General features: G+C 41.4%; 19 protein-coding genes. 5 read left to right on the forward strand and 14 right to left on the reverse strand.

Going from position 1 to position 20,094, the window contains the following annotated elements; translation table 11 throughout:
• Positions 1-315: 315 nt before the first annotated feature.
• The 3 genes from clpB to rluD all read right to left on the reverse strand — a co-directional run bounded on the left by clpB (position 316) and on the right by rluD (position 4,767).
• Positions 316-2,892, reverse strand: a complete 2,577-nt coding sequence (gene clpB / locus C9J45_RS20355; protein ID WP_107208714.1) for an ATP-dependent chaperone ClpB — start codon at positions 2,890-2,892, stop codon at positions 316-318.
• 163 nt (positions 2,893-3,055) lie between these two features.
• Entirely contained in the window at positions 3,056-3,793 is a 738-nt protein-coding gene (pgeF, locus tag C9J45_RS20360) for a peptidoglycan editing factor PgeF (RefSeq protein ID WP_107247908.1), read from the reverse strand.
• A complete protein-coding gene (rluD, locus tag C9J45_RS20365; RefSeq protein WP_005371544.1) occupies positions 3,793-4,767 on the reverse strand; it encodes a 23S rRNA pseudouridine(1911/1915/1917) synthase RluD in 975 nt (324 codons plus the stop codon). The genes pgeF and rluD overlap by 1 nt, the downstream gene beginning before the upstream one ends.
• A 168-nt stretch (positions 4,768-4,935) precedes the next feature.
• Between rluD and bamD the strand changes: the two genes are divergently transcribed.
• The 3 genes from bamD to pheA all read left to right on the forward strand — a co-directional run bounded on the left by bamD (position 4,936) and on the right by pheA (position 7,919).
• Positions 4,936-5,664, forward strand: coding sequence for an outer membrane protein assembly factor BamD (bamD, locus tag C9J45_RS20370; protein WP_107208712.1), 729 nt, complete (start codon positions 4,936-4,938; stop codon positions 5,662-5,664).
• A gap of 398 nt (positions 5,665-6,062) precedes the next feature.
• Positions 6,063-6,431 carry a ribosome hibernation-promoting factor, HPF/YfiA family gene (gene hpf, locus C9J45_RS20375; RefSeq protein WP_005371540.1) on the forward strand — a complete coding sequence of 123 codons (369 nt, stop codon included), beginning with the start codon at positions 6,063-6,065 and terminating at the stop codon, positions 6,429-6,431.
• Positions 6,432-6,743: 312 nt separating this feature from the next.
• Positions 6,744-7,919 (forward strand): prephenate dehydratase, encoded by a 1,176-nt coding sequence (gene pheA / locus C9J45_RS20380; protein ID WP_107208711.1) that lies wholly within the window; start codon positions 6,744-6,746, stop codon positions 7,917-7,919.
• A 94-nt stretch (positions 7,920-8,013) separates the two neighbouring features.
• Here the strand turns inward: pheA and tyrA are convergent, their stop codons facing one another.
• From tyrA to ffh, 8 genes are all read right to left on the reverse strand, one after another.
• A complete protein-coding gene (gene tyrA, locus C9J45_RS20385; RefSeq protein WP_107208710.1) occupies positions 8,014-9,144 on the reverse strand; it encodes a bifunctional chorismate mutase/prephenate dehydrogenase in 1,131 nt (376 codons plus the stop codon).
• 19 nt (positions 9,145-9,163) lie between these two features.
• On the reverse strand, positions 9,164-10,234 hold the full coding sequence (locus C9J45_RS20390; protein WP_107208709.1) for a 3-deoxy-7-phosphoheptulonate synthase: 1,071 nt from the start codon (positions 10,232-10,234) through the stop codon (positions 9,164-9,166).
• 248 nt (positions 10,235-10,482) lie between these two features.
• On the reverse strand, positions 10,483-10,863 hold the full coding sequence (locus tag C9J45_RS20395) for a DUF2799 domain-containing protein (protein ID WP_107208708.1): 381 nt from the start codon (positions 10,861-10,863) through the stop codon (positions 10,483-10,485).
• A 280-nt stretch (positions 10,864-11,143) separates the two neighbouring features.
• Positions 11,144-11,494 carry a 50S ribosomal protein L19 gene (gene rplS / locus C9J45_RS20400; RefSeq protein WP_005371532.1) on the reverse strand — a complete coding sequence of 117 codons (351 nt, stop codon included), beginning with the start codon at positions 11,492-11,494 and terminating at the stop codon, positions 11,144-11,146.
• A 37-nt stretch (positions 11,495-11,531) separates the two neighbouring features.
• Complete coding sequence (gene trmD / locus C9J45_RS20405) at positions 11,532-12,278, reverse strand: tRNA (guanosine(37)-N1)-methyltransferase TrmD (RefSeq protein WP_107208707.1); 747 nt, start codon at positions 12,276-12,278, stop codon at positions 11,532-11,534.
• A 23-nt stretch (positions 12,279-12,301) separates the two neighbouring features.
• A complete protein-coding gene (gene rimM, locus C9J45_RS20410; RefSeq protein ID WP_005371530.1) occupies positions 12,302-12,835 on the reverse strand; it encodes a ribosome maturation factor RimM in 534 nt (177 codons plus the stop codon).
• Between the two features lie 27 nt (positions 12,836-12,862).
• A complete protein-coding gene (gene rpsP / locus C9J45_RS20415; protein ID WP_005371529.1) occupies positions 12,863-13,111 on the reverse strand; it encodes a 30S ribosomal protein S16 in 249 nt (82 codons plus the stop codon).
• Between the two features lie 171 nt (positions 13,112-13,282).
• The gene (ffh, locus tag C9J45_RS20420; protein ID WP_005371527.1) at positions 13,283-14,650 is read right to left on the reverse strand and encodes a signal recognition particle protein; all 1,368 of its coding nucleotides are present in this window, start codon (positions 14,648-14,650) and stop codon (positions 13,283-13,285) included.
• Positions 14,651-14,858: 208 nt separating this feature from the next.
• Between ffh and C9J45_RS20425 the strand changes: the two genes are divergently transcribed.
• Together C9J45_RS20425 and C9J45_RS20430 are read left to right on the forward strand one after the other, a co-directional pair.
• Entirely contained in the window at positions 14,859-15,656 is a 798-nt protein-coding gene (locus tag C9J45_RS20425) for an inner membrane protein YpjD (protein WP_107208706.1), read from the forward strand.
• Between the two features lie 111 nt (positions 15,657-15,767).
• Positions 15,768-17,033 carry an HlyC/CorC family transporter gene (locus C9J45_RS20430; RefSeq protein ID WP_107208705.1) on the forward strand — a complete coding sequence of 422 codons (1,266 nt, stop codon included), beginning with the start codon at positions 15,768-15,770 and terminating at the stop codon, positions 17,031-17,033.
• A 60-nt stretch (positions 17,034-17,093) separates the two neighbouring features.
• Here C9J45_RS20430 and luxS read toward each other — a convergent pair whose 3' ends face one another.
• The 3 genes from luxS to gshA form a co-directional block, all read right to left on the reverse strand.
• Positions 17,094-17,612: an S-ribosylhomocysteine lyase gene (gene luxS, locus C9J45_RS20435; RefSeq protein WP_107262002.1), complete on the reverse strand. Its 519-nt coding sequence runs from the start codon at positions 17,610-17,612 to the stop codon at positions 17,094-17,096.
• 77 nt (positions 17,613-17,689) lie between these two features.
• A complete protein-coding gene (locus C9J45_RS20440; RefSeq protein WP_045084408.1) occupies positions 17,690-18,298 on the reverse strand; it encodes a hypothetical protein in 609 nt (202 codons plus the stop codon).
• 195 nt (positions 18,299-18,493) lie between these two features.
• Positions 18,494-20,068, reverse strand: a complete 1,575-nt coding sequence (gene gshA, locus C9J45_RS20445; protein ID WP_107291437.1) for a glutamate--cysteine ligase — start codon at positions 20,066-20,068, stop codon at positions 18,494-18,496.
• Positions 20,069-20,094: the final 26 nt, after the last annotated feature.

The raw sequence follows: 20,094 nt of genomic DNA on the forward strand, positions 1-20,094 counted from the left end.
TGGTCACTAGTATCATTGATAAATCTTTCGACTTAACTTTTCAACGAGTGCCCACACAGATTGCATGGTCAAATTGTTAAAGAACAATACTGATTTGGTTGCTAGCCAATGGCTTGCTCCGTGTCAGCGAGCTCGCATTATAGGGAGAGATTTTTTGCTGACAAGCCCTTTTTAAAAGAAAAATGCGCGTTTGAACAATCCTTAAACAATTCATCTTGTAATGATCAAGAATCCACCTAAAGATACTCTTTTCATTAGATAAAAAACGCCCCACTTCAATGCGGGGCGTTTAGTCATAGTGATTAAATGAAGGAATTAAATTTGCTCAGCAACAATTACATCATCTTTCACAGACAGTGTTATCACTTTACCCGGAACAAATTTACCTGATAACAAGTCTTGCGCTAATGGGTTTTCAATATATTGCTGTATCGCACGTTTCAATGGACGCGCACCATAAACAGGATCAAATCCAGCTTCAGCAATCATATCTAACGCACTGTCTTCAACATCTAGACGGAAGTCTTTTTCAGCAAGGCGTTTTTTCAATCGCTCAAGCTGAATACTTGCAATATTCTTGATATTTTCTTTACCCAGTGGATGGAACACAACGGTTTCATCAACACGGTTAATAAACTCAGGGCGGAAGTGTTGTCCAACAACTTCCATTACAAGTGCTTTGATCCCCTCATAGTCAAGGTTTCCGAAATGCTCTTGAATACGATCTGAGCCCAAGTTCGATGTCATGATGATCACCGTATTACGGAAATCTACTGTTCGACCTTGACCATCAGTTAAACGACCGTCATCTAATACTTGAAGTAAGATATTGAACACATCAGGGTGTGCTTTTTCGACTTCGTCCAGTAATACTACTGAATATGGACGACGACGAACCGCTTCTGTTAGGTAACCACCTTCTTCGTAACCGACGTAACCAGGAGGCGCACCCACTAGACGCGCGACTGAGTGCTTCTCCATAAACTCGGACATGTCGATTCGAACCATTGCTTCTTCACTATCAAACATAAAGTTTGCCAGTGATTTACAGAGCTCTGTTTTACCTACACCTGTTGGGCCTAAGAATAAGAAAGAGCCAATTGGACGTTGCGGATCAGCAAGACCTGCACGGCTACGACGAATAGCATTCGCAACAGCAACGACCGCTTCATCTTGACCAATGACACGATGGTGTAATTCGTCTTCCATACGAAGCAATTTATCACGCTCACCTTCAAGCATTTTTGATACAGGAATACCTGTCGCTTTTGATAAAACATCGGCAATTTCAGTATCAGTCACTTTGTTTTTCAACAAGGTCATTTCTTGCATTTCTGCTTGCGCGGCAAGATCTAGCTGCTTCTCTAACTCAGGAATGCGACCATATTGTAACTCTGACATACGGTTTAAATCGCCAGCACGGCGAGCAATTTCCACATCAGTACGTGCTTGTTCAAGCTCTGCTTTAATATGTTGAGTACCTGACAGTGCTGCTTTTTCAGCATTCCACACTTCTTCAAGCTCTGCATATTCGCGCTCTTTTAGATCTAGCTCTTCAAGCAAATCACTGAGACGTTTATTACTTGCGGCATCATCTTCTTTTTCTAGCGCTTGCTGTTCAATCTTAAGCTGAATAATACGACGCTCAAGACGATCTAATGATTCGGGCTTTGAATCAATCTGCATACGAATGCTTGATGCCGCTTCATCAATAAGATCAATTGCTTTATCAGGTAACTGACGATCTGAAATATAACGATGTGACAATGTTGCTGCTGCTACAATCGCAGGATCGGTAATTTCTACATGGTGATGAAGCTCGTAACGCTCTTTCAAACCACGAAGAATTGCAATGGTATCTTCAACACTAGGTTCATCCACCAGCACTTTTTGGAAACGACGTTCAAGTGCCGCATCTTTCTCAATATACTGACGGTATTCATCTAATGTTGTAGCACCGACACAATGAAGCTCACCACGTGCCAATGCAGGTTTTAGCATGTTACCGGCATCCATTGAGCCTTCGCCTTTACCCGCACCAACCATAGTGTGAATTTCATCGATGAACAAAATCACACGGCCATCTTCTTGCGATAATTCGTTAAGTACCGCTTTTAAGCGCTCTTCAAATTCACCACGGAATTTTGCACCCGCAATCAATGAGCCCATATCGAGAGAAAGGACACGCTTATCACGCAAGCCTTCAGGTACTTCACCGTTAACAATACGTTGTGCTAATCCTTCAACGATGGCTGTTTTACCAACCCCTGGCTCACCGATGATCACTGGGTTATTTTTGGTACGGCGTTGCAATACTTGAATAGTACGGCGAATTTCATCGTCACGACCGATAACAGGATCTAATTTGCCCTGCTCTGCACGTTCGGTTAAATCGATCGTGTACTTCTCTAGAGCTTGGCGATTTTCTTCAGCATTAGGATCATCGACTTTTTGTCCACCACGAACTTGATCAATCGCTTGTTCAATATTTTTCGCCGTTAAACCTAATTCTTTAAATAACTCACCCAATGGGCCTTTATCTTCAGCTGCCGCTAAAATAAACAGCTCAGAAGAAATAAATTTATCTTTCCGCTTTTGTGCCAACTTATCGCACATATTAAGCAGTACGCCCATACCATGTGAAAGCTGAACTTCACCACCAATACCTGTTACTTTAGGCATGCGATCTAATAGTTCAGCTAAGCGTGAACGTAACTGGGTAATATCGATGTTCAAAAGGGTGAGCAACGGACGCACGGTACTACCATCTTGATTAAGCAAAGCCACCATAAGGTGTGCAGGCTCGATATACTGATGGTCTCGTCCTAGAGCCAGCGACTGAGCATCAGATATTGCCGATTGAAATTTGCTGGTGAATCGGTCAAGACGCATAAGTTCTCCCAATAAATATAAATAAACTAATGCTATATATATGGATACTTAACAGGTATTTTTCAACTCTATAAATCGCAATATAATGCTGCAAAAAAAAAGCGAGCGATCTTTATGAAGATCACTCGCTTAGCAATAATTAACGACGTTAACCAATTACGTGCTATTTGTTATCCGCTAACCAAATCAATGAGGCCTGACGACCTGTTACCGCTTGTCGTCGATAGGAATAAAACTGCTGTTCATCAGTAAAAGTACAATACTCTCCACCATAAACAGCTGTGATACCTAATCGATTCAAACGCTGCTTTGCTAGTAAATACAAATCAGCCAACCATTTCTCACCATGCGGAATAAAAGCACATTCGGCATTCGGATCGGCAGCCATAAATTGTTCTCGCACTTCACCACCGACCTCAAATGCGTTAGGCCCAATAGCTGGACCTAACCACGCCATAATATCGGCTGCGTTACAGTGAAATTTTTCCACTGCGTGCTCAATCACACCTGTAGCCAGTCCTCGCCATCCGGCATGAACCGCAGCAACTTCTGTTCCTTGCTTATCGCAAAATAAAACAGGTAAACAGTCAGCAGTCATGATGGCACAGGCTAATCCCGGAGAACGAGTAAAGCTACCATCAGCATCTGGTACTGATGAAAGTTCAGCATTAAGCTCAATCACATCAGCACTGTGGATTTGATTCAACCACGCAGGAGAATCCACAAGACCACAATGTTGTTTCAACAATTCACGGTTTTGATTAACAACAGCTTCATCATCCCCAACATGTAGCCCTAAATTCAATTCATGATATGGAGCTGCACTAACACCACCTAAACGGGTCGTACTTATCGCGTGCACATGTTTCGAGGCTGGCCAGTTAGGAATAATGACTTTCATTAATAATCGTCTTCGTTATTTTCTTGCGTGTCTTTACGCAAAATATCAATCATTGCCACCATATCAATTGGTAGCGGTGCATGCCATTCCATCTTCTCACCGGTGATCGGGTGATCTAATCGCAGCATACGTGCATGCAGTGCTTGTCGATCAAACGCACGCAGTGCCTGAATAAATTCAGGAGATGCGTCACGTGGCGGACGAGGACGACCACCATAAATCACGTCACCAATTAAAGGGTGGCTCATGTATGACATATGAACACGGATCTGGTGCGTACGGCCCGTTTCAAGACGTAATACAATACGTGTATGTTCACGGAAACGTTCAGCAACACGGTAATGGGTGATCGCATCTTTACCCATTTCATGTACTGCCATACAGATACGCTTAGTTGAGTGGCGACCAATTGGCTTTTCAATCGTGCCACCACCTGTCATCTGACCGATAGCTAACGCTTCATACTCACGCGTAATCTTACGCTTTTGTAGTGCACGAACTAAACGCGTTTGTGCTTGAATCGTTTTAGCAACCACCATTAAACCGGTAGTATCTTTATCCAATCGGTGAACGATACCCGCACGTGGAACTTCAGCCAGAGATGGGCAATGATGCAGCAATGCATTCAGAACCGTACCATCTGGCGTACCCGCGCCTGGGTGAACAACAAAGTCACGTGGTTTATTGATAACAAGAATGTCATCATCTTCGTAAACGATGTCGAGAGGAATATCCTGTGCAACCCAACGCACTTCATCTTCGATCTCAGCTTGGATAAATAGCTCTTCGCCACCCATCATTTTTTCACGAGGTTTCTTGACGACATCGCCATTCACTGAAACCATACCGTTTAAAATCCAATCTTTAATGCGCGAACGCGAATAATCTGGATATAATTGAGCAATAACCTGATCCAGGCGCATGCCTAATTGGTTTTCACCAACTGTGTTTGTCAATTCTATTTGCTGTGCCATAGCGAACTTTTTAAAAAAGCGTGAGACTAATTGTCATACGCTGCGTAAAATGGACCAAGCTTTAAACTATGCTTGATGTAACCTATATAGTGTCATTGTATCTGTTAACGGCTCTAACCGTAATGGATCGAGCAAAATAAAATTTTTATCAAGGAAACTAACGCCGCAATGAAACGCCTGACAATCACGACTCTTCTTGCCGTAGCCCTTCTTTCAGGCTGTTCGAGTAAAGAAGAAGTAATACCAGATGTGCCACCATCAAACTTATATGCATCAGCACAGACCGCTTTGCAAAAGGGAAATTGGACATCGGCTATCGAACAATTGGAAGCGCTAGATTCACGTTACCCATTTGGTGCTTATTCCGATCAAGTACAGCTAGATCTTATTTATGCTTACTATAAAAGTGATGATTTAGCACTAGGTGAAGCAACGATTGAACGCTTTTTACGTTTAAACCCTGATAATCCACAAGCTGACTGGGTTGTGTATATGAGTGGTTTAACACATATGGCTCAAGATCGTAGCTTTATGCATGATATGTTTAATATCAATCGATTTGACCGTGATCCAACACCATCACGCCAAGCCTTCAAGGATTTTAAATACCTTTTAGAGCGTTACCCTGAAAGTGAATATGGTGCAGATGCTAAAGCACGTATGATCTTTTTGAAAAACCGTTTAGCGAATTATGATTTAGCTACTGCGGATTTCTATATTCGTCGTGGAGCATGGATTGCAGCAATTAACCGTTGTCAGCAAGTACAACGTTTATACCCTGATACGGAAGCTGCACGCCAATCATTAGCGCTGGAAAAAACAGCTTATGAAAAGCTGAACTTGCAAAAAGAAGTTGAACGCACCGATAAATTAATGAAATTAAACCCAGCCAACTAACCAGTAGTGCACTTTATTTCATAAAAAAATGGCAGCTTAAAAATAAGCTGCCATTTTTTATATTTAAAATAGTGTTTAAATTTTAACATTAATTAATGATTTTTATCGCTACACTGACTAGTTACGATGGCTAAAAAACACTCATCGCATTAAAATTATTATATAAAACCCCTAGTTAGCACTAGCCACCAGCATTTCACCTTCCTTCATACTGCCTTAAATATTATTCTCACCTCAAGTACTTTTTATAAACTTTTTTGCTACAAACCCAAGATGATCACAGATTTTTTTGCTGATAATTATTAAAGGCCATAATGTGACATAAGTCACAATATTAAGTTCTAGATTTAGTAATCTGAATTCAACCCAACGAAGGGTAGCAAACGAGGAAGATAATTATGACATTAGAAATCACTGGTAAAAACATCGATATCACCCCGGCTATCCGTGAGCGTTTTGAATTTAAGTTCAATAAGTTAGAAAAACTTCAGGTGCCGCTAATCAAAAAACATGTTGTGATTAGCAAAGAGCCAAGCAAGCAATTTAAAGTCGAGGCTGCAGTAAACATTGCTGGAGGACAACTCGTTGCTTCTGCAGAGCATGACGACCTGTTTGGTGCGATTACAGAGCTTTACCAAAAGCTTGACCGACAGTTGAAAAAACAAGCTCACAAACCTAATGCTCGTCGTGCGAGCCATAGTGAAAAGCCAGAAGTGGCTGAAGACGAAGTAGAGCTAGATGAAGTTGAGTTAGACGACGCATACTAGAATATCATAAGGATTTTTAAAACAGCCCCGCTTATGCGGGGCTGTTTGTTTTAAGCAATACTGTTCTGATTATCTCAACATAACAATAGGGATCTTCCCTTATTATTTCCATTCTTAGCACTAGCCACTAATCTACTTGACAATAAATAGTGTGCTGCATAATGTGGCTAAAGATAAAAAATGACCAATTCGCTTATATCATCAAAGCTTATCTATTCATCAACTCTTTCATATCAGTTCACATTAGCATGATATGAAAGGTAAACAACGATATAAGCTATCGCTATACTCGGAAATCAGATAGGGACGCCAATGACCGATACTCGCTATTCTCTCGATGACATTCGTCAAAATGTCAGTCGTATTGATAACGCTTTACTTGAACTACTGGCAGAGCGAAGAGCGCTTAGTTTAGAGGTGGCTAAAAGTAAAATTAGCACCGCAAAACCTGTACGCGATCAAACACGTGAACACGAATTACTTTTAAAACTGATAGAAAGTGGCAAGCGTCATCAATTAGATGCTCAATATGTTACGCAGATCTTCCATACCATAATTGAAGACTCCGTATTATTTCAACAGGCTTACCTACAAAAACTCGCCAACCCAGATAGTGCGAATCCAACTGCTCGTGTCGCTTTTCTTGGTGCTAAAGGCTCATACTCTTACTTAGCTAGCCGAAATTATTTTAGCCGTAAACAAACCGATCTAGTTGAGCTGAGTTGTTCTACTTTTCGCGATATTTTCAATACTGTAGAAACAGGTAATGCTGATTATGGTGTCTTACCAATTGAAAATACCAGCTCAGGCTCAATCAATGAAGTGTATGATTTATTACAACACACAAGTCTTTCTATTGTGGGCGAGATAACCCAACCTATCGAACATTGCCTACTTACAGCTGTCGATACGAAACTTGAACATATTGATACCTTGTATTCTCATCCACAGCCACACCAACAATGTAGCGAGTTCCTTCATAGTATGGGGAGCATAAAACAAGAATATTGTTCAAGTACCGCTGAAGCGATGGAGCAAGTTGCAGAGCTAAAACAACCGAATGTTGCAGCTATTGGTAATGCATCTAGCGGCGAATTGTATGGTTTAACCTCCATTAAATCAGATATTGCCAATCAGCAAGAAAACTTCACCCGCTTTATTGTCGTAGCACGTAAACCTGTTGATGTAACATCCTTGATCCCAGCAAAAACCACTTTAATTATGTCGACAGCACAAAAAGCAGGTTCATTGGTTGAATGTTTACTGGTGCTGAGAAATCTTAATATCAATATGAGTAAGCTGGAATCACGCCCTGTTATTGGCAACCCATGGGAAGAAATGTTCTATGTGGATGTTGAGGTCAATCTTAAATCAGACGTGATGCAACAAGCGCTAGAAGAACTCACCCGCCTAACTCGCTTTATTAAAGTATTAGGCTGTTATCCAAGTGAAAATGTCGCGCCAACAGAAGTTGAGCTCCTCGACTAAAAAAAGTACGAATAACAAAAAGCCCGTTATGACATTCTCTTTCGAGTAATAATGACACAACGGGCTCTTTTATTTTGAACTATCAGAAAATTAACTACGATTTACGGTGAGTTGAATCGTTCGCCTGCCTAAGCAGTCCCTGGCTCTCTGCTAAAAAATGTTCAGCGTAATCGCCAAACCATCCTGATACCTGACCAAAGGCTTGTTTAAACGCATCTTTGTCTTGAGCATCTAGCATTTCAATCGCTTCACCAAAGCGCTGATGGAAACGTTTGATCATCGCAATATTCTGTGGTGCCGACATAATAATGTCACCGTACAATTGCGCATCTTGAGCAAATAGACGCCCAACCATCGCGAGTTCTAAGCGATAGATAGGTGAGCTTAACGACATTAACTGCTCTAGCTTAGGATCTTCTTCTGCAAGATGAACACCGTAAACAAACGACGTAAAGTGACGTAATGCTTGGATCAAAGTCATCCCCTGATCGTGCTCAATCGCACTAATACGATTTAGCGTTGCGCCCCAAATTTGAAACTGCTCCAACAGCCATTGGTAGCTTTCTGGATTTCGCCCATCACAATACACAATAACCTGTTTCGCAAGGCTTGGAATATCAGGACCAAACATTGGGTGTAACCCAACTACAGGGCCTTTATGCACTTCTAACATCGCTTGTAATGGACCACTTTTAATCGATGTTAAGTCAGCAAGTAAACAGTCTTTAGGTAAATTATCGAGTTTCGCAATCACCATCTCTGTTAAATGGATAGGAACAGAAACAACGACCATACCTGCATCATGCAATATTTCATCGGCACGATCCCAATCTTGGCTACCTAATGTTTTAACTTGGTAACCCGACAGTTCAAACAGACGACAAAACAATTTACCTAACTGTCCATGGCCACCAACAATAACAATTGGTCGCAATTGTGGATTTAAACATTTAAAACCAGAATCGTTTTCACTCGAATAAGATTCACGCATCGTTCGACGAAGTACATCTTCGATAAGATCCGCAGGAACCCCTTGACGTTCCGCCTCTTCGCGACGAGATGCCAACATTGCCGCTTCACGATCTGGGGCATAGATCGGTAAGCCATGCTGACTTTTAACGACGCCGACCTGCTCAACTAACGCGAGTCGTTGAGCCAATAACTCAACCATTTGACGATCTACATCATCAATTTGATCTCTTAATTTGCTTAACTCAGCAACCATGATTTCTTTTTATCCGTAATTATTTAATTCGATCTTGTAAGAACGGCACCAATTCCTTATGTGCCTGACGCAATAATTTCTCGGTGGTGTCCCAACTAATACATGCATCAGTTATCGATACGCCGTACTTCATTTCATCTCGAGGAAGATCGGCACTCTGGTTCCCTTCATCAAGATGGCTTTCGATCATCAACCCTATAATAGACTGATTTCCTTCTCGGATCTGATGAATTACATCTTCAGCTACCAAAGGTTGGCGACGATAATCTTTACGAGAATTAGCATGGCTACAGTCTACCATTAAGGCTGGTGAAAGACCTGATCCGACCATCTCGTTTTCACACTCTCTAACTGACACTGAATCGTAATTAGTTTGCTTACCACCACGTAAAATAACATGACCGTCAGGGTTACCTTCCGTATTTAGCAGTGCAACTTGTCCATCAGGGTTAATTCCCATAAATTTATGACCTGACGCTGCCGCTTGCATCGCATTAATCGCTGTTGCCAGGCTACCATCAGTACCATTTTTAAAGCCTACTGGCATTGATAGCCCACTTGCCATTTCACGGTGGGTTTGTGATTCCGTCGTACGTGCACCAATGGCTGCCCAACTAAATAAATCACCTAAATATTGCGGACTAATCGGATCAAGTGCTTCGGTCGCTAAAGGAATGCCCTCTTCAACTAAGTCAATTAATAGCTGACGGCCAATATGCAAACCTTCTTCAACAGCAAATGAACCATTAATGTACGGGTCGTTAATTAAGCCTTTCCATCCAACTGTAGTGCGTGGTTTTTCAAAATAGACTCGCATCACAATATAGAGTTGATCGCTAAGCTCTTCTGCCAACTGCTTTAACTTCTGCCCATAAGCTTTTGCTTGCTCAACATCATGAATCGAACAAGGTCCACACACGACCAATAAACGATGATCGCGCTTATGAATAATATCGGCGATGGTTTGACGTGATTGCTCCACAAAAGACAACGCTTGTTTAGAGGCAGATAAGTCTTGTTTCAACTTTGCTGGCGTAATGAGAACAGATTCATCTTCGATATGAACGTTATTGAGTTGGTCTTTTTGCATAGTGGCATCCTTGTCATTGATTCGTTAGCGCGAAACACAATCCCTGTTTCGTTATCACTATATCCATTAGTAACATTGTGCCAACAAACATAACAAGTCTTGATGACCTATTGCAATAGTGGTGTAAATAAAAAACACCACCTGTAAATAAATATTTACAGGTGGTGTTTTGTATAAGAAAAACACTTTTATCGCTAGCTTAAACGTTATTTAAAATAATAATAGTTGCTTTAAATGAGCGTATTTACTTAAAAGCGTGGCTCCATTGTCCCATAGCGTTCAAACCCTTGCTGCCATTTAGCTTTAAAAAGTGGGACCTCACGACGATATTCACAAATTCCCCAATTCACTTTTCCTTGCTCACCTAGCTGCAATACATGTTCAATAGAGCAGTAATTATCACGACCTTTATTATAACCTTGCAGATACTCTTGATGATTAGGTGTTTCCATCGCGTCATATTTATCTGAGATTTTATCAAGTTGTGTAGTTGTTAGCGCAATTCGACCACCAGCACCGTCATAGAAACCGAGCTGTTCAAAGTTTCCTTTGCTGATTAAAGAGGACTGTGTGACACAGCCAGATAGAAGCACAACAGAAGAGAGAGTCAAAAGAGGAAGTACTTTCATAACTTTTCCTTGGTTATCAAATCGAGGAGTTTTGAGAAGCAAAAAAACGTAGTGTTATTCAGCCTCTAACTCGCTATGAATTTTATACAATATGTTCTCAATTTAACCTAGCACAATAGTGCAAACATTATATTTAATTAGAGTCTGTTCAGTAAATATACAACGCTTTTCATCTGTTTAAATACTCATTCCCCCTAAAGCTACCCAATTGATAATTTACAGATATAAAAAAGCCCACCTTTCGGTGGGCTTTCGATTAAACGTCAAGCGTTTAAAGCTATTACTTAGATAGCTTCTCACGGATACGTGCTGATTTACCAGAACGCTCACGTAGGTAGTACAACTTGGCACGACGTACTGCACCACGACGTTTAACAGTAATGCTGTCAACTACTGGAGAGTGAGTTTGGAACGCACGCTCAACACCTTCACCGTTCGAAATCTTACGAACAGTAAATGCAGAATGTAGACCACGGTTACGGATTGCGATTACAACGCCTTCAAAAGCCTGTAGACGCTCACGGTCACCTTCTTTTACCTTAACTTGAACAACAACAGTGTCACCTGGTGCGAAAGTCGGTAGGTCTGTTTTTAGTTGCTCTTGCTCAAGAGCTTTAATGATGTTACTCATTTGGTATATACCCTAGAATAAACTGATACTAAATTAATTAAATGCTTGCTTTATGTTCGCGGATAAATTCCGCTAGCAAGAATTCCTGATCGTCAGTCAGAGCTAGGTTTTCCAGGAGCTCTGGTCTTCTTAGCCATGTACGGCCTAGCGATTGTTTTAATCGCCAGCGACTAATCTCTTTATGATTGCCAGACATTAATACCGAAGGTACTTCCTGCCCGTCCAACAATTCTGGTCTTGTGTAATGAGGACAATCTAGCAAGCCATTTGCAAAAGAATCTTCTTCTGCTGACGCAAAGTCTCCCAGTACACCCGGAACAAACCGAACAACTGCATCCACCAACGTCATAGCAGGTAGTTCACCACCCGTTAACACAAAATCGCCGATAGACCATTCTTCGTCTACCTCTTGTTGGATAATGCGCTCATCAACCCCTTCATAGCGACCACAAATAAGAATCAGATTCTCATTTTGCGCTAACTCCTCAACACCAGCCTGATCCAGCTTACGGCCCTGAGGGGAAAGGTAGATTACTTTAGCCTTACCTTTTGCAGACTGTTTGGCAGTGTGAATGGCATCGCGCAAAGGCTGTACCATCATCAACATACCCGGTCCACCACCGTATGGTCGATCATCTACCGTACGATGTTTGTCGAGCGTAAAATCACGAGGATTCCACGTATCAACAGTCAAAAGGCCTTTTTTTACCGCCTGGCCTGTTACCCCAAAATTGGTAATGGAAGAGAACATTTCAGGAAAAAGGCTGATTACACCAACCCACATGTTACTCACCTTATTACCGGAGGTTAAAACTCAGGATCCCAGTCAACTTCGATCCGCTGAGCAGTGCGATCAATCAACTTGATGACCTGCTCATCGAGGAACGGAATTAATCGTTCCTTCTGCCCGAAAGCATCTTTTAAATTCGCCTTAACAACTAACACGTCGTTTGAACCTGTTTCCAGGATGTCTGTCACCTTACCTAGGTCGTAACCTTCGGTAGTGAATACAGACATACCAAACAACTCACGCCAGTAGAATTCTTCATCTGACAATGCTGGTAATTGCTCAGCCAATACAGCGACTTCAGCGTTAGTGAAAACTTGGGCATCCTCGCGGATATCCATACCTTCTAGCTTAGCCACCAGACCTTGGCCATGGCGTTTCCATGATTCAACATGGATCTCTTTCCACTCACCTTTAACTTTAATAAGCCAAGGGGTGTAAGAGAAAATGCTTTCAGATTGTTCGGTGTAGGAAAAAACTTTGAGCCAACCCTTGATACCGTAGGTGGCACCCAGTTTACCGACAATAATGTGGTCTTGGTTTTTATTGCTCATCGTTTCTCTTCTACCTTAATAATCAAATTAAGCTGCTTTCGCTGCATCTTTGATTAGTTTTGCTGCGCGGTCAGTCACAGAAGCGCCTTGACCTACCCAGTGGTTTACGCGATCTAGGTCTAAACGTAGACGCTCTTCTTGACCCTTAGCTAGTGGGTTGAAGAAACCGATTTGCTCGATGTTACGACCGTCACGTGAACAACGTGAGTCAGCAACAACGATTTGATAGAATGGACGCTTCTTAGCGCCGTGACGTGCCAAACGAATGGTTACCATATCGTCCTCTTTGCATTACTGTAAATTAAATTGGCCCCGCTTAAAAAACGGGGCCCGTGCCAAAATAAAGCCTCGGAATTTTACTCTTTAGAACGACGAATGCAACTGCTTTAGTTACTTTTTCGCCAGTAAAATAACCAATCGACTTTAAAATCTTTTAAAATTATGGGATTAGCGTCCAGGGAACATTCCGCCACCAGGCATCATACCCTTCATTTGGCGCATCATATTCTTCATTCCACCCTTTTGCATTTTCTTCATCATCTTCTGCATTTGGGTAAATTGCTTCAATAAACGGTTCACATCTTGTACTTGTGTACCTGAACCTGCAGCAATACGCTTTTTACGTGAACCTTTGATAAGTTCAGGATGCGCACGCTCGCCTTTGGTCATTGAATTAATGATAGCTTCCATTTGAACGAACACTTTATCGTCCACTTTATCTTTCACATCAGACGGTAGTTGTGACATACCCGGAAGCTTATCAAGCATTCCCATCATACCGCCCATGTTTTTCATTTGTTGAAGCTGGCTACGGAAGTCTTCTAAATCGAAGCCTTTTTTGTCTTTGAATTTCTTCGCCAGTTTTTCCGCTTCTTGCTTATCAACGTTACGTTCTAAATCTTCGATTAAAGAAAGAACGTCACCCATACCTAAGATACGAGAAGCAACACGGTTTGGATGGAACGGCTCTAGCGCATCAGTTTTTTCACCAACACCTAAAAATTTAATTGGCTTACCGGTAATATGACGTACTGATAACGCAGCACCACCACGGGCATCACCATCCACCTTGGTTAAGATCACACCCGTTAGTGGCAATGCATCATTAAAGGCTTTAGCTGTGTTTGCCGCATCTTGACCTGTCATGGCATCAACCACGAACAATGTCTCAACAGGATTTAATGTTTTATGGACGTCTTTAATTTCATCCATCATCTCTTCATCAACGTGAAGACGACCCGCTGTATCGACAATCACCACATCGTAGAATTTAAGCTTACCGTGCTCAAGCGCCGCTTTTGCGATCTCGACAGGTTTCTGCTCTACGTTTGATGGGAAGAAATCAATACCAACATCACCCGCTAGCGTCTCAAGCTGCTTGATTGCCGCTGGACGGTATACGTCGGCAGAAACAACCAATACTTTTTTACTATCACGCTCTTTTAATAGCTTACCTAATTTACCGACGCTGGTTGTTTTACCTGCACCTTGTAAACCTGCCATTAAAATAACTGCTGGCGGTTGGCAACTTAAATCCAAGCCTTCGTTTTCTTCACCCATCACCGCTTCAAGTTCAGCTTGAACGATTTTGATGAATTCTTGACCTGGCGTTAAACTTTTTGATACTTCAGTACCAACAGCGCGCTCTTTTACACGCTTAACGAATTCACGAACAACGGGCAGCGCAACATCAGCCTCGAGTAATGCCATGCGCACTTCACGCAAAGTATCCTTGATGTTGTCATCCGTAAGGCGACCACGGCCGCTGACATTTTTAAGCGTTCGCGATAAACGCTCGGTTAAATTTTCGAACATGTGGTGCTACTCGCTCGTTACGCAACTCAATTAAAATTGCAAAATCACTAAAATTGGTACAAGTATACCGTAAAAAAACCTTCGTTTTCATGTAATCCTCTGTCACTTTTAGGTATTACGTTGGCGGTGAAGGTTTGAGCAAGGTATAATTGCATCTCTAAAACCTTATAAAATAGCCATTAGTTACTACGGAGCTATCTCATTTATTATGGATATGTTACTTGCTATTCCAGCAGTTGGCTTTTATCTCATTGCACTGTTGCTGGTTATTCCAGGACTTGCTAACAATAACGGCATAAAAGTTACCCCTGTTTTTGCCGCAGCCTGTATGGCAATTATTTTTCATATCCTACTGCTTAAAGATCTTATCTTTGCAGGTGCAGGACAAAACCTCAGTATTCTTAACGTTGCTTCGTTAATCAGCGTAATTATTGCCTGCTTGACTACAGTAGCAATGTTAAAAATGCGGATTTGGTTTTTATTGCCCGTCATATACAGTTTTGCTGCTATTAATTTAGCGGCTTCAGCTTTATTGCCCGGTGCTTTTATTACCCATTTAGAAGCACATCCGCAAGTATTACTGCATATTTCTCTTGCTTTGTTCTCATATTCAACCCTTACAATTGCGAGCCTATATGCTATTCAATTAGCATGGCTTGATCATAAGCTTAAACATAAAAAGAGCTTAGCAATGAACCCTAATATTCCTCCATTAATGATGGTTGAACGCCAACTTTTCAAGATCATTATTGTTGGATATGCGTTATTAACCGTAACCTTGCTCACAGGCTATCTATTTATTAACGATATCATAGCTCAAGGTAAAACCCATAAAGCGATACTATCATTATTAGCTTGGGGTGTTTACAGTGTCTTACTATGGGGACATTACCAAAAAGGTTGGCGTGGACGCAGGGTAATTTGGTTCAGTCTCGTTGGTGCATTTCTACTCACCCTAGCTTACTTTGGGAGCCGATTCGTGAAAGAAATCATCATTGGCATGTAATTACTATTACCCATCATATCTTATATAGAATATTTCTATAATTACAATACTTATAATTTTGCCCTCTATACGAGGGTTTTAGCTTGCATAAAACATTAAGGGTTACGACTTTTGGACGAGATCTCCACAGGTGTACTATTCTCTCTACTTATTTTAATGATCGTTCTATCAGCTTATTTCTCCAGCTCAGAAACAGGCATGATGGCACTAAATCGCTACAAACTACGCCACATGGCCAACCAAGGCCATAAAGGAGCTAAACGTGTCGAGAAACTACTGTCTCGTACAGATCGCTTAATTGGCCTAATTCTGATCGGTAATAATTTAGTTAATATTTTAGCATCAGCGATTGCGACTATTCTTGGTATGCGCCTTTATGGCGATGCTGGTGTGGCGATTGCAACAGGTGCACTGACTATTTTAATCCTTGTCTTTGCAGAAGTAACTCCTAAGACGGTAGCTGCGCTCTATCCTGAACGTGTCTCTTATGCCAGCAGCATCATCTTAAACATTTTAATGAAAGTGCTTTACCCATTAGTGTGGTTTGTTAATGGGATCACCAGTGCGTTTCTTTTCATTTTAGGATTAAAGAGCAGTAATAACAGTTCATCTAAATTGAGCTCAGAAGAATTGCGTACCGTTGTTAACGAAGCCGGCGGCTTAATCCCTCGTCGTCACCAAGATATGCTGTTATCGATTCTTGATTTAGAAAATGTCACAGTGGAAGACTTAATGGTACCGCGCAGTGAGATCGCAGCCATTAACGTTAATGATGATTGGAAATCAATAGTCCGCCAACTAAGCCATTCAGCGCATGGTCGTATCGTACTTTACCGTGACAATATTGATGAAGTGGTTGGTATGTTACGTGTACGTGAAGCCTACCGCCTGATGATGGACAAAAACGATTTCAGTAAAGAAAACCTATTACGTGCGGCTGATGAAGTCTATTTCATTCCAGAAGGTACCCCACTGAACACCCAGCTTTTGAAATTCCAACGAAATAAAGAGCGTATTGGTTTGATCGTCGATGAGTACGGTGATATCCAAGGCTTAATCACGGTAGAAGATATTCTTGAAGAAATCGTAGGAGAATTTACAACGTCTATCACACCAACATTAGCAGAAGAGATCACTGCGCAAAGTGACGGTAGCTTGATGATTGAAGGCAGTGCCAACATTCGCGATTTGAATAAGAGCCTAAATTGGAAACTGCCAACTGATGGCCCTAGAACCTTAAATGGTTTGATCTTAGAACACTTAGAATACATTCCAGAAAATCAGGTCAGTATAATTATTGCTGATCATAAAATGGAAATAGTGGAAGTATCCGACAATATGATCAAGTTGATCAAGGTATTACCCGACAATCCGTAATAATACATAAAAAAGCCGACATGATGTCGGCTTTTTATTCTCAGTTGTTTACCCATAGACTTATTTTACTGTTAGCTCTTGTAGCATCGTTTCTGGGAGTGCCAACTCATTATTTAAGTTAACAGAGATCCCTTGCGCTAAGATCGTTTGAGCAATTTGCTTCGCTTCATCTAATGAGTGCATGTCATAGGTTCCACACTGGTATTCATTCAGCTCTGGAATTTGATTTTGTGATTCCACTTTCAACACATCTTCCATTGCCGCTTGCCAGCTTGCAGCAACTACTTCTTCAGTCGGTGTGCCGATTAAGCTCATGTAGAAACCAGTGCGACATCCCATCGGCGAGATATCGATAATTTCGACATTATTTGAATTAAGGTGCGCACGCATAAAACCAGCATAAAGATGCTCAAGAGTATGAATTCCACGCTCACTTAAAATATCAACGTTTGGACGACAAAAACGTAAATCAAACACCGTAATGGTATCGCCTTTTGGTGTTTGCATGGTCTTTGCAACACGTACTGCTGGCGCATTCATTTTAGTATGATCAACAGTAAAACTATCGAGTAATGGCATTATTTGCTTCTCCTTGCACGTCAATCCTGACTTATTCAATTATTGGTACTTTTTCTGTATTCGCAACTTGTTACAGTCTAAAACCACCAGCTTCTATTACTTTCTAATTCTTTACGGCACTGCTTTAACTGCCAACCATAGTTCTTTGATTGCTGCTCTACTTTACGCGCAACCTTGGTTAGCCATGGCTTTTTCCAATATGTTCCACGCTTAAACCCACCTCGACCTTCGTGATAAGCCAAGTACTGACGATAAGCATCCCATTTAGAAATCCCTAACTGACGTTGTGTTTCATGGGTATACCAACCAACAAATTGTAATGAATCGCCGAAATCAGTACGTGAGCCGCCATGACCTGTGTGCTTTTGAAAATCCTCCCATGCAGGATCTTGCGCTTGTGCGTAACCATAAGCACTGCTTACACGTCCCCATGGAATAAAGCCGAGTACATAATTTTTCGGTGGCTCAGCATCATGACGGAAGCTGCTTTCTTGTTTAATGATCGCCATCGCCACATTGATGGGCGTCCCCCACTCTTTTTGCATATCAACGGCATCATCATACCAACTCGGATATTGACGAAAAATATTACAAATATTCGATTGGTCTCGTGGTGGTGCAGAAGCACACCCTGAAACAATGAGGGTTATTCCGAACAACAAAAATAAACGAAGAGATCGCTGCATATATCACTCACATTCCATTAAAGACGTTTACCAAGTAATACATTATATAGGGATAGAGGTTAACAGTAGCTAAAGAAGAGGTTTCATCATCCATGTAAAATGTATCTATCAATAAAAACTAAAAATAATAAGCTGGAACCATCCGGCTCCCAGCTTTTATTTGTTTGAAAGAAGACACTCTTTTGTTGTTACTCTTTACATGCCAACATGAATATCGGCAAAGTAATTATCGAGATAATCATCAAATGATACGGTGTCATCATGTTCGATCTGTTGCTGTTTTTCTACCGAATGATGTGCTTCTTGTTCAAATGTATTGGCATCATAAAAACGGAATTTTTGTGCTTTTAAGCTTTCTGCATGTTGCGCTGCTAACTTATAGCCAAGATTACCAATACCTTGATCCGCTTTAATTTGCTCAAGCAATTGCGCTGATAGTGTACGTTCAGGATGATGGATCCAACCTAATAAACGCTCGCATGTTTGTTGGTAAAGAGTATTACCGTTTAGCTCATCAATAGTTTTCGCGACTTGCTCCAATTCAGCAAAGACACGCGCCCCCCAATCTTGCAAGCTTAAACGCTCACCAGCACAGCCGATCTTAAGCATCAATTCTGGGTTACGACCGTCAACCACAACACGGTTCCAGTTATCACGCCAACAAGCAAGCTCACTATCATCCATATCAGCAGATGGTGTTAATACCGCCCACGTTAGGAATAAATCAAGGAAACGTACCTGATCTTCACTGATGCCAATCGGGCTAAATGGGTTTACATCTAACGAACGAACTTCGATATACTCAACACCACCACGCTTTAGTGCTTCTGACGGTTTTTCACCACTTTTCGTTACTCGTTTAGCGCGAATTGGCGCATAAAGCTCATTTTCAATTTGTAGTACATTGCTGTTTAGCTGACGACGTTCACCATTAACAACCACACCAATGTCAGCAAACTCTTTTGACGGAGTATGAATCGCTTTATTTAAGCCTTCTAGGTACTGTTCAAGGCTATTAAAACCAATTTTCAGCGAGCTTTGCGCATTATTGGTGTAGCCTAAATCACTTAAACGTAATGCTGTTGCATTCTCTAAGTAATAGGTACCTGTACCCACTTTGCTAAATGATTCCTTCACTTTGTCGTCTTTAATAAAAGAGCCACAAAGTGCAGGAGACGCCCCAAATAAATAAGGAATTAACCAACCGAAACGATAGTAATTACGGATCAAACCAAAGTATGCATCCGACACCGATGCTTGACGTTGCTCTAGTGTTTGCTCACCCAATAAACCATCCCAAAAACTATCTGAAAATGAGAAGTTAAAGTGAACACCGGAGATGATCTGCATTACGCTACCATAGCGATGCTTTAAACCTTCGCGGTAAAGCGTTTTCATTCGTCCGGTATTCGATGAACCGTATTGCGCTAAGGTAATGTCATCTTGTGAGCCAACAAAGCATGGCATCGACATTGGCCATAAACGCTCACCATCCATTTTACTTAAGGCAAATTTATGGATATCTTCAAGTTGCCATAACAACTGATCAACGTCGGTTGATACTGGTGTAATAAATTCCAACAATGATTCGGCAAAATCAGTTGTGATCCACTTATTGGTTAGCGCAGAGCCTAATGCCACGGGATGAGGTTGTTGGGATAAATGCCTGTCAGCAGTAATTCGAAGTGACTCTCGTTCAAGTCCACGCCCAAACTGGGTTAATGCATCAGCATGAGTAGAAAGCTGCTGTAACCTCTGTGAAAAATCCATCAAGGCTATTCTCGTTTTAATCTAAT

It is taken from the genome of Photobacterium sp. GB-1 (assembly GCF_003026165.1).
Classification (GTDB): Bacteria; Pseudomonadota; Gammaproteobacteria; order Enterobacterales; family Vibrionaceae; genus Photobacterium.